9 protein-coding genes and 2 pseudogenes are annotated in these 10,773 nt (G+C 61.6%); 7 read left to right on the top strand and 4 right to left on the bottom strand.

From position 1 onward, the window contains the following. Positions 1-103: 103 nt before the first annotated feature. A pseudogene (locus ACSSVZ_RS27235) lies at positions 104-373 on the bottom strand (transposase); the annotation flags it as partial. A 32-nt stretch (positions 374-405) separates the two neighbouring features. After that, the gene (locus tag ACSSVZ_RS27230; RefSeq protein WP_453974009.1) at positions 406-924 is read right to left on the bottom strand and encodes an AbiJ-NTD4 domain-containing protein; all 519 of its coding nucleotides are present in this window, start codon (positions 922-924) and stop codon (positions 406-408) included. 454 nt (positions 925-1,378) lie between these two features. Here ACSSVZ_RS27230 and ACSSVZ_RS27225 point away from each other — a divergent pair, with 454 nt between their 5' ends. The 6 genes from ACSSVZ_RS27225 (at position 1,379) to ACSSVZ_RS27200 (ending at position 8,749) form a co-directional block, all read left to right on the top strand. Then, the gene (locus ACSSVZ_RS27225; RefSeq protein WP_453974010.1) at positions 1,379-1,972 is read left to right on the top strand and encodes a DUF6088 family protein; all 594 of its coding nucleotides are present in this window, start codon (positions 1,379-1,381) and stop codon (positions 1,970-1,972) included. Next, positions 1,965-2,981, top strand: coding sequence for a nucleotidyl transferase AbiEii/AbiGii toxin family protein (locus ACSSVZ_RS27220; protein WP_453974008.1), 1,017 nt, complete (start codon positions 1,965-1,967; stop codon positions 2,979-2,981). The genes ACSSVZ_RS27225 and ACSSVZ_RS27220 overlap by 8 nt, the downstream gene beginning before the upstream one ends. A gap of 23 nt (positions 2,982-3,004) precedes the next feature. Continuing rightward, positions 3,005-4,963, top strand: coding sequence for an ATP-dependent nuclease (locus ACSSVZ_RS27215; protein ID WP_453974007.1), 1,959 nt, complete (start codon positions 3,005-3,007; stop codon positions 4,961-4,963). A gap of 4 nt (positions 4,964-4,967) precedes the next feature. Further along, a complete protein-coding gene (locus tag ACSSVZ_RS27210) occupies positions 4,968-6,950 on the top strand; it encodes a UvrD-helicase domain-containing protein (RefSeq protein ID WP_453974006.1) in 1,983 nt (660 codons plus the stop codon). Between the two features lie 93 nt (positions 6,951-7,043). Continuing rightward, positions 7,044-7,661, top strand: a complete 618-nt coding sequence (locus tag ACSSVZ_RS27205) for a hypothetical protein (protein WP_453974005.1) — start codon at positions 7,044-7,046, stop codon at positions 7,659-7,661. A gap of 8 nt (positions 7,662-7,669) precedes the next feature. Next, complete coding sequence (locus ACSSVZ_RS27200; RefSeq protein ID WP_453974004.1) at positions 7,670-8,749, top strand: helix-turn-helix domain-containing protein; 1,080 nt, start codon at positions 7,670-7,672, stop codon at positions 8,747-8,749. A 641-nt stretch (positions 8,750-9,390) separates the two neighbouring features. Here the strand turns inward: ACSSVZ_RS27200 and ACSSVZ_RS27195 are convergent. Continuing rightward, positions 9,391-9,741 (bottom strand): hypothetical protein, encoded by a 351-nt coding sequence (locus tag ACSSVZ_RS27195; RefSeq protein ID WP_453974003.1) that lies wholly within the window; start codon positions 9,739-9,741, stop codon positions 9,391-9,393. On the opposite strand from ACSSVZ_RS27195, the pseudogene ACSSVZ_RS27190 reads away from it, so the two are divergent. Then, positions 9,737-10,246: pseudogene (locus tag ACSSVZ_RS27190) on the top strand (cyclase family protein); the annotation flags it as partial. The gene ACSSVZ_RS27195 and the pseudogene ACSSVZ_RS27190 overlap by 5 nt on opposite strands. 262 nt (positions 10,247-10,508) lie before the next feature. Here ACSSVZ_RS27190 and ACSSVZ_RS27185 read toward each other — a convergent pair. Continuing rightward, positions 10,509-10,694 (bottom strand): hypothetical protein, encoded by a 186-nt coding sequence (locus ACSSVZ_RS27185; RefSeq protein WP_453974002.1) that lies wholly within the window; start codon positions 10,692-10,694, stop codon positions 10,509-10,511. Positions 10,695-10,773: the final 79 nt, after the last annotated feature.

Here is a 10,773-nt window from a genome sequence, read left to right as displayed (position 1 = left end):
TTCTTCCGGGGCATGGAGCGTCGGCCTGTCTCGTTGATCCGACCCCCTATGAATCACGCAACAGACGCCTTGGGAATCCTTCTCAAACGCGCTCTCAGAAGTTTCCCCGTGCCGCTTCCTTCAGGATCATCGCATCCAGCGTCAGATCGGCAACGGCCTTGCGAAGACGCTGGTTCTCACGCTCCAGATCCTTCAGCCGTCTCGCCTGATCGACCTTCAGCCCGCCATACTCGCGACGCCAGCGGTAATAACTCTGCTCCGACACGGCCAGCACACGACAGACCTCGCCAATCGTCTCGCCCTGGCTCAGCCGGACATCGGCTTCGCGCAGCATCGTGATGATCTGTTCAGGGGAATAGCGCTTCTTCGGCATTCTCAGCTCCAATGTTGGAGCCGAAATCTAACTCACAACAGTGGCCACTTGCCGGGGAGCAGGCCACCAGCTGCGCGCATCGTCTCGACGGCATCATGCGTTGCGAGGGCGAAGGCCTCTGAGCCGCGCACCATGATTTTGCCGTCCTCCATCTGCCAGCCGATCCCGTTCTCGCGGAAGAGCTGGTTCAGGCGACCCGCAAAGTCGTCTTGTCGTGTTCCCGTATAGTCGTGACGCCCGATCTCGGTATGGATGCGCTCGGCAAGGTCATAGATCTTGTACCAAGGTGCGTCGTTGATGAGGTCGTCGACCTCACGGGCGACATTCTCAGGCCCCCAATTGTTGGGGTCGGGCCGCTTGAGCAGGACGGCGCAAGTCAACTCGCGCATAGCCTTGCCGCTCAGCTCCGCGCCATAGGCCAATTGCGTGATGCCAACACGAACGATTTCGGGCGCGTCCTCGCGGACGGTTATTACAGCATCCGGCGCACTGTATCCGAAGCGTTCTGAAAAGGATGATCCAGGGTTCGTCATCAGCAGTACATAGCACAAGGCGTTATATCGGGTATCCGATCACCTAATGCCGCTTACCTGAAATCTCGCGTCTTCACCTTGATCGTATCGAGATGGAGGTCGGGAATGAAAATGTCGCCGACCGCACACTGGAGCACCGTCTTGTCGTCGCCGGTTTCGATATAAATCACGCGGTCCGACGCCCAGCCAACCTGCTCGATGGCCGGCGCGAAGAGCTCCGCATGTAATGATGCACCAGAGTGTTCTTGCCCTTGGTGCGGGCGGCGACGCCGGCGCCGGTGAGGGCGGCTGCTGCGCCAACGACCACCTCCTTTCCGCCGCAAGCTCCTCGTTGATCTCCGGGGACGGGCTCGTCATTTCGTTCTTTATTTGTTCTAATTTTCGCTGCGGCGAGTCAGGGCTGAGTCCATCTAAGGCGGTCGTTCTTGAAAAGTGTCAGAAAACCGCGTATGTTTCTGACAGGAGAATGGCCATGCAACGCTTGACCGAACAGATTCTAACGCATGCGAAAGGGTTGTCGGAGGGCACTCCGGTTGCGGCTAAAAGCTTGCTCCACCTCGGCAACCGCGCCGCGGTGGACCAGGCTCTGTCGCGCCTGAGCGAGAGGGGCCATCTGATCCGGGCGGGTCGCGGCGTCTATCTCCTTCCGGTCACGAGCCGGTTCGGCACGCGGGCTCCCTCCGTGGAGCAAGCGGTCGAGGCGCTTGCCAGCCAGCGTGGGGAGATCATCGTCCCGAGTGGGGCTGCTGCCGCCAACACCCTCGGTCTCACGACACAGGTGCCGGTCCGGTCGGTCTATCTGACTTCCGGCCGCACCCGAAAGATGGGCCTCGGCAAGCAGGTCGTCGAGCTTCGCCATGCGCCTCGTTGGCAGCTCGCCATGGCGCATCGGCCCGCTGGCGAGGCAGTGCGAGCCTTGGCTTGGCTTGGGCCGGAGAAGGCTGAGGCCGCCCTCCAGACATTGAAGCGGAAACTCCCGCCCAGCGCCTTCAGCGAGCTGGTCGCGGTAGCGCCGCAGCTTCCGACCTGGCTGGCGCGCAGCGTGGGCAAGGCCGCACATGGCTGATCCCTTTCTCCATCTCCCGATCGAGGATCGGCGCGAGGCGCTCGGCGTCGCGGCCGATCGGTCTGGCCGGCCGGCGCATCTCCTCGAGAAGGACGTGTGGGTGGTCTGGGCGCTCGCCACCCTTTACGGCTCGGCGCTCGGCGAACATCTGGTATTCAAGGGCGGCACGTCGCTGTCCAAGGCCTATCAGGTCATCAGGCGGTTTTCTGAGGATGTCGACCTGACCTACGACATCCGGACGATTGCACCCGATCTGGTGGGCGAAAACGGCGAAGCCTTGCCGAAGACTCGTAGCGAGGAAAAACGCTGGTCCAGCGAGGTGCGCAAGCGCCTGCCCGAGTGGGTTGAAGGAAGCGTTCAGCCGATCATCGCAGAGGCGCTCGCGGCTGAAGCTTTGGTGGCCACCATCCGCGTCGAAGGCGAGAAGCTGTTCATCGATTACGAGGCCGCGACGGCCGGCTCCGGCTATGTGGCGCCGAGCGTGATGCTCGAATTCGGAGCACGATCGACGGGCGAGCCCGCGAGCTTGCGCGACATCGCCTGCGACGCGTCTGGCTTGATCGAAGGCGTGACCTTTCCCACGGCTCGTCCACGCGTGATGCATGCAGAGCGAACCTTCTGGGAGAAGGCGACGGCCATCCATGTCTTCTGCCTGCAGGAGCGGTTGCGCGGCGATCGCTTTGCTCGTCACTGGCACGATGTCGCGCGATTGGACGAAGCCGGTTTTGCGGCATCCGCCTTCGCTGATCGCGACCTGGCGAACGCGGTGGCGCGCCACAAGACCATGTTTTTCGCCGAGAAGGCGTTCGATCGATCGGCGATCGACTATGCCGCAGCCGTCAATGGCGGTCTGCAGCTCGTCCCGGCCGGCGACGGTGCGAGGGTCTTAGAAGAAGACTACGCCCGCATGGTCGAGGACGGCCTCCTGCTGGAAGATGCGGAGCCATTCGCTGACCTTATGGAGCGATGTGCAGACATCGCCGCGCGGGCAAATAGCGCGGCAGGATAAGAAAAACGGGCTGGGAGGCGACGGTGTACATTTCCGAAATCTACGCGAGCGGCTTCCGGTGCTTCGATCCGACCGTTCCGTTGCAACTGAAACTCTCGCCCGGCCTCAATATTCTCGTGGGGCCGAACGACGCCGGGAAGAGCGCGATCATCGACGCTGCCCGCTATGTCCTCTGGACACGTGGCGACGACTATATCCGTCCGGACGAACACGACTTCCACGTCAGCGCCGACGGCACACGGAGTAGCGACTTCGTCGTGCGATGCACTTTCGACGACCTCAGCGCTGATGAGGAAGCCCGTTTTCTGGAATGGTGCGCCAACGAAAAGGGGAAGCTTCGTCTGCACGTCTGCATGCGGGGTGCGCGGCGAGTTTCTCCTGGCGGCGGCAGTATCATCTCCAGCCAGCACCGCGCTGGTGCCGAAGGCGAAGGCCTGCCGCTCGACGGGGAATTGCGCGAGTATCTGAAGGCCACCTATCTCAAGCCTCTGCGGGACGCCGAGCGCGAGATGCGAGCAGGACGCCGGTCGCGTCTGTCGCGCATTCTCGGCGCGATGCCCACGATGGGCCCTCAGAGCAAGCCAGCCGCGCCGGGTGCCAAGGTTACGCTTCACGACACGCTTGCCGCCGCTGACGCGGCGGTCCGGGACAACGCTGCTGTGGGGGGCGTGGCCAGCAGCGTGAATACCGATTTTCTCGACAAGCTGTCGTTTGTGGATGATCGCCTCGTCGCGACGCTGGACCTCGGCGCCGGCGGGTCGTTTGATCAGATCCTCGAACGGTTCGAGCTCTATCTGAACGCTAAGGCAGGCACCGAGCGCGTGCAGCGCGGGTTGGGCTACAACAACCTGCTGTTCATGGCGGCCGAGCTGCTGTTGCTTCAGTCGCATCCCGATCAGGTCCCGTTCTTGCTGATCGAGGAGCCGGAAGCGCACCTGCATCCCCAGCACCAGACGCTGTTCATGGAGGTGCTCGCAGCCCGCGCCGCCAAACCGGATCCCAAGAAAGGCGAAACCCATCAGCAGGTCCAGGTCCTGCTCACCACCCATAGCCCGCAGCTCGCGGCCGGCGCCGAGCTTGAGACTATGACGATGATCGTCGGTCACAGCGCCTTTCCGTTGGGCGCGGCGCATACCCGGCTCGAAGCCGACGACTATGAATTCCTGCGCCGGTTCCTCGATGCGACCAAGGCCAACCTGTTCTTCGCCCGCGCGCTGATCGTCGTGGAGGGCGACGGCGAGCACCTGTTGCTGCCCGCGATCGCCGAGAAGCTCGGACGTCCGCTCAGCCGGTATGGTGTCTCGCTCGTCAATGTCGGTCACCGCGGCCTGTTCCGCTACAGCCGGATCCTGCAACGCAAAACTGGGAATGCGATCTCGGTTCCCGTGGCGCTGATCCCCGACAGGGATATCCCGCCCCTCGAGGCGAAAGGCCTCGTCGGTGATCGGAAGACCGAGAACGAGCTGACTCAGGACGAGGTCGGCGCGCGGCTGAAGACGCTACGGCGCGATGTTGGGGACCCCGTCGACGCTTTTATCGCCGACAGTTGGACCCTCGAGTTCGATCTCGCGCTGCGGCCTGAGCTTGCCGAGAGCGTTCATCAGGCGGTCCAGCTCGCCAAGACTAGCAGTCGCAAGCCCGAACGGCTCGCGAAGATCGTGAAGAAGGCTAGTGAAACCTACGCCGGCTGGAAGGAGGCTGGGCTCTCCACGACCGAGATCGCCGTCAAGATCTATCAGCCCGTCCATGACAAGGATGCCTCCAAGGCCGAGGTCGCTGAGCAACTCGCCGCCATACTGCGTAAACGCACCGATACGCCGGAGCAGATGCGCGACCGGCTTCCGCCCTACCTGGTGCGCGCGATCGACTACGTGACGGGCGGCTATGTCCCCGGGGCGCCAGCGATTGTCCCCGAGGCGGAAGCCGAAGACGAAGAGATTGGGGGCGCCGGGATGGAAGGCGCGGCGGCGGTGGAGGCGTAGCACCATGTTCGAGATCCTGCCGCTCACACCCGAACTGCTTGCCGAACTTGGCGACGAGCTGGGCGGCTGCGATTTCACCGATCCGAGCCAGACCGACTTCCTGGCGAAGGCCACCCCATGTGACGTTCAGGCGGCGCCCGGCAATGGCAAGACGACGCTGCTGGCGGCAAAGCTCGCGCTGCTTTCGCGCAACTGGTTGACCCGCAGGCGGGGCGTCTGCGTGATCTCGCACACCAATGCCGCGCGGACGGAGGTCGAAGATTTGATCGCCCGTCACCCGACCGCAGCGCGGCTGGTGGCCTATCCTCATTTCACCGGCACGGTCACAGCGTTCATCAACCAGTACCTTGCCTTGCCCTATCTTCGAGGCCTGGGCTGGCACGTGCGCCAGATTGACGACGACGCCTTCGCGGCTGAGGCGCTGCGGCGGTATCCGGGTTGGGGCGTCCTCGACAACCTCGCCAAGAACAAGAAGCTCAAGCTGAAGCGCAGGCTCGAAGAGTGGATTTCGCTCCTCGATCTGGACCCGGGTTTCACGGACACAGATGCAGAGCCTCGGGCGTTGGTGGTGCGCTGCCGCAAAGGGCAATGGGGCGCCCACACCGATTGCGGGAAGGCGCTCGAATCCCTCAAGGCCTCGATGGTCAAGAGCGGGCTCTATCGCTACGCCGACATGACCGCGCTCGCGTGGCGCGCGCTCCGTGAAAACCCCGCTCTCGCCGAGCGGCTTCGCGACCGCTTTCCGCTCGTCATTCTTGATGAGGCGCAGGACACTCATGGCGACCAGCTCCGGCTGCTGGAACACGTGTTCAAGCAAGACGGGGCGGCGTTCCAGCGCCTCGGGGACAGCAATCAAACGCTATATGAGGATGATGGAGCAGCACCGACCTATTGGACGCCAGGCCCGGGTTGCATCCCTCTCGATACGAGCCGCAGGTTCGGCGGGGAGATCGCCGGTTTTGCAAGCCGGCTTACCGCGCGCCAGGCTCAGACCATTGTGGGTCTAGGCGCACGGCCTGCGTCGCGGGTGATGTTCCTGTTTGACGAAGCTACGATCGGTGGCGTTCTCGGAGCTTTCGCTGAAGAGGCACGCGCGCTGTGGGGCGGCGATTGCAGCACGCGCGACGTTTGGGCGGTCGCGTCGCGTCACAATTTGCCCGGTAAGAAAGGGGCGTGGCAGCCGAAGAGCCTTGCCGACTATCATCCCGCATATCGCAGCGAGGGCGGGGCTCGATCAAAGGCCAACCTGCTTTGCCGGCAGCTTCAGAAGGCTGCGGTACACCACGCCGCGGCGCGACCTCCCGCAGAGGTCAGCGAGATGCTCGCCGTCGGGGTTTCCGGACTGGCGCGCGCGCATGGCTGGAAAGCGGCGAATGATCGTCCGATTACTGCGCATAATATCTGGCCGGCTCTGTCGCATCGCGACCTTGCGTTGCCGCGCGCAGTACGTCGACTGCTCCGGGACCATGTGCTTACCGGTGATGCGGTATGGGAGCAGGCGGCATGGCTGGCGTTCATCACACAGTTGCTGCCACTCTTCGGACCGCATCCTGAAGGCGCGGAGGCCGAGATCGCGGATTTTTGCGGCTTCGTCGCGGAGCAAAAGGCCGATCTCGCCGATCCCGAGCGCCGCTCCACGAAACAGGTGCAATTCGACGATCTCACCTTACGACTGGGATCGATCCACTCGGTCAAGGGCAAGAGCGTAGACGGAATTCTCGTCGTCGAGAGTGAGGTATGGAAAGGCAGTGGTGCAGACGAGCAGTGCATCGACCTAAGCACGGTGCTTCCCCGTGCGTTCGGCGTTACCGACCAGCCATTTACAGGGGTGGCTCTCACCGCCGCGACAAACGTCTTCGTCGGCATCACCAGGCCGCGTGAGTTGCTCGGGGTCGCGCTACGCAAATCCGAAGCCATGACGCTGATAGAACCCGCCCAAGCCCAAGGGTGGAAGCTCGTAGATTTGGTAGCGGGGGCTGCGGAATAGGTCCATCCCTCCAGGCCATCACTGAAGGGCCATTGACGTGCTAACTTTTTTCTGCTCAAATGAGGGCTGAAAAGTTAACAGGGCAGGTTGTTCATGGCGGTCCTCGCGGAAGAATTTGAAGTCGCTCCTCGCCTTGAGCAGTTGGGCGTGACTAAGAACGAACTCCTCCAGGTGGTTCGCGCCGCGGTCGGTGCCCGTCGGAACGCCACGCCCTTCCACCCCCTTAGCGCGGGCGGACTGCTCGCCTATCTCGCAGGCACGGAGCATCTGCGCCGAGTATACGTGCCGCAGGGCTGGGAGATATGTCGCCGCGACAACATCGAGTCGATCTTTCATAAGGAGATCGGCATCAAGATCGTCTACCAGAATGCTGAGCGAGCGGGAGATCCCATTTCAGACCCGATCGCGGTTTCGAAAAAGGGCGCTGGCGCAGCGCGCGCTGTCGAGCTCGGTCAGTACGACCTGTTTCCAGAAGTGCGCGAGCTGGAAGTTGCAGAGATCACGGCGGCCACATGGTACTTGTTCGTCTACGCCGTTGGCCCGGACGTCCGGGCTGAACTTTCGTGCCCGGTGGCAATCAATGACGAGCAGTTCGATCAATTTCACGAGCGTATTCTGCTTGTGCAGAGGGGAGAATGGGATAGCCCTGACCCGCTCGCGGATGAAGCTCCGCCAGTCGATTTTGAGGTGAATGTCTCGCGTAAGATTTGACCGTTGTCATGTTTAATCATCGTAGGCTCATACTCGGCCGGAAGCGGCGAAAGATGACCGCGCGTTCGCTCGCCAATGCGGTGGGTGTCTCGCCGATCACGATTTCGCGGCTCGAGAACGGCGTAAATGAACCTGAGGAAGAAACCCTCAATGCGCTTTCACGAGTATTGGATTTCCCGCGTGAGTTCTTTTCCGCAGGCGATTTCGATGACCTGCCGGTCCAGTCGGCGAGCTTTCGGAGCCTGACGTCGATGACCGCGCGTGAGCGCGATGCGGCGCTGTCTGCCGGTACCATAGCGTTCCTCTTTAACGATTGGATCGAGGAGCGTTTTAATCTCCCCGCACCCGATGTGCCTGATCTTCGCGCCGACGCTACGCCGGAGGCGGCAGCACAGGCTGTCCGCGAATATTGGGGCTTAGGTCAGCAACCCGTTCCCAGCATGGTGAAATTACTGGAGGCCAAGGGTGCGCGCGTTTTTTCGCTTTGCGAGGACACCAAAACCGTCGATGCCTTCTCATGCTGGAGGAATTCGCAGCCCTTCGTATTCCTGAACACCTTCAAATCGACCGAGCGAAGTCGATTCGACGCTGCTCATGAGCTTGGACATTTGGTCATGCACCGGCACGGTGAGCAGCAAGACAGCAGGCAGGCCGAGAATGAGGCGGACCAATTCGCGTCACACTTTCTCATGCCTCAAGACGACGTCGCAAGCCGCATTCGCTACGTCACGGGGTTGGAGGAACTCATACGCGCAAAAAAACGATGGGGCGTTTCGGTAGCTGCTCTGACATATCGACTGAACAAGATGGGCATCGTCAGCGAATGGCAAAATCGGACGTTCAATATCGAGATTTCTCGGCGAGGATATCGCTCCCACGAGCCTGAAGGTCTGAAGCCAGAGTGCTCTGTCGTCTGGCCTCAGGTGCTGGGCGCCCTATGGAACGAGCGCACCACGCGTGACCATATTGCGGCGGCACTATATCTGCCAACGCATGAACTCGAAAGTGTTCTGTTTCGTCTTGTTGACGGTGTGGTCCGTCGTGGCCCGGAAAATCGCGGTACGGACATTAGGCTGGTCAAGGCGTAGGATAATAAGAAAGGCTCAGCGTGGATGAAGGTACACCCGAACGGCTGAGGCGAATCTGGAATCAGAAGGAAATCCCTGTCCTGCTGAGGCGGGGGGCGGGCCACCGACTTCGTATGCGGCTGCCATTTGATCCTGAGAACAGAGCATGGATACGCCAGGAGCGACGATCGAACCCGGAGTGGGATCAGCAGCGCCGCTTTTGGGAAATTCCGCAGGCATGGTTTAATGCTCTCGTAGCGCAATGTCTCGAGAAGTACGGCAAAGTTTATATAGTCCAGCCGTATCGGGAGCAGGAGAAGTGCGCGCCCGCCTGTTGGAACGCGACCGGCGATGAATGTCAATGCTCCTGTATGGGGGAGCACCATGGCATGCATAGCCCGGCAGGAAAGTGGAAAGTTGTGTCCGACACCTTCGCCACCTCCTGGGGAGATCAGGAGCTCGCATGTCGCCTGGTCGAGCGGAAGGCTTGAGCGACGCGGGCGATGGGCAGGCGGATGAAGGAGCCTCGCTTGCGTGCCGATAGATGGCGGAAGGTAGTTTTCGAGAATTGGACGAAAAAAGCCAATGTTTTCATAAGCGCCGTTTTTTGACGGGTTGGCTGACGGTATGGCGGCGACGAAAAATATTTTTAGTGAGATAAATCAATTGATTACAAGCCTCGTAAACAATCGAGTGGGAGTGAGGGATACAAACGGCGGCGGTAGCGTAGTTTCGGCGGTGGTTTGCGCGGTCGCGGAGATTTTTCTGGGTTGCTGCCGGTCCTGAGGACACCGAAAGGCCGTTTCTAGAACAGGAGAGTAGCGCTTGCGGAAGCGGGCTGGGGTGGCGTTACTCGGAAATGGGTAGCTGGGCGCGTTCGGGCCCTCGATCGTGATCCACTGCAGCTCGGTGAACTCCTCGAGCCCGACGAGGCCGCCCGACCGACCGTAGCCCCTGTCCTTGACGCCGCCGAAGGGGATCTGGGCCTCGTCGTCGAGTGTGGTGTCGACCATCGACGAGATCCCGCTCGACTGGTGCTTTCGGGCCGGTGTGAAACTCGATTTCACACACTTTCCCGACGGCTACGTCGCAACCCGTGACGATGTCAGAGCCGAGCTCGACCGCATCGGCCATGAGGTCGCCCCCTATGACATCGTTCTGGTGAACACCCGTGCGGGCAGCCGATACTCCCACGACGACTATGTCAGCGCCGGATGCGGCATGGGCCGTGAGGCGACGCTCTATCTGCTGGAAAAGGGCGTCCGGATCACCGGAACCGATGCCTGGAGCTGGGATGCGCCGTTCGAGTTCACCGCGCGGAGGGTCGCCGAGACGGGCGACTACGGGCTCGTCTGGGAAGGCCACAAGGCCGGACGCGAGCGGGCTTATTGCCACATCGAGAAACTGCACAACCTCGAAGCGCTCCCGCCGACGGGCTATACGGTCGCCTGCTTCCCCGTAAAGATCCGGGGCGCATCGGCGGGGTGGACGCGAGCGGTCGCCATTCTCGACGACTGACTTCGGGGCAGGAGGGGCGCAGGGCGCTTTTCGCGAGGTTATCAATGGTTCTGTTCGAGCTTGCCCGATCACCGTCGTCGATGATGTCCGATGGTCTTCCGTTTGATCCTTTCCCGCTGCCGGATAATCGCCGATGCCCTGCCGAAGCAGGCATCCGCCGGCGTCACATTGCCGAGGCTCTCGTGGGAACGATGGTGGTTCCAACCCATCCGCTCTGGCCAGGACGATGGTGACGCACCAAGTGCACTACCCGTACCCGAGATTATTCTGCAGGCGCTCGTAGATCGGTGATCGAGCCATAGATCATGTTGCGCAACGTGCCGCGAACCTCGGAACTCTTCTTGGGCGCCTGCAGCATCCAGACGACAAACATATCCTCCATCGGATCGCCCATCATGTAGGTGCCCGCGGAACCGCCCCAGAAGAAATCACCCGGGTGACCTGCCACTGAACTGTCATCCAGCTGCGATTAGAGCCTCGGTCGTTTCTGCTACGCCATAGGGCGCGGGTTGAGCAAGCGGCGGAGA

This window comes from Amorphus sp. MBR-141, from assembly GCF_053628695.1.
This window is presented reverse-complemented; position numbering and strand designations above follow the sequence as displayed.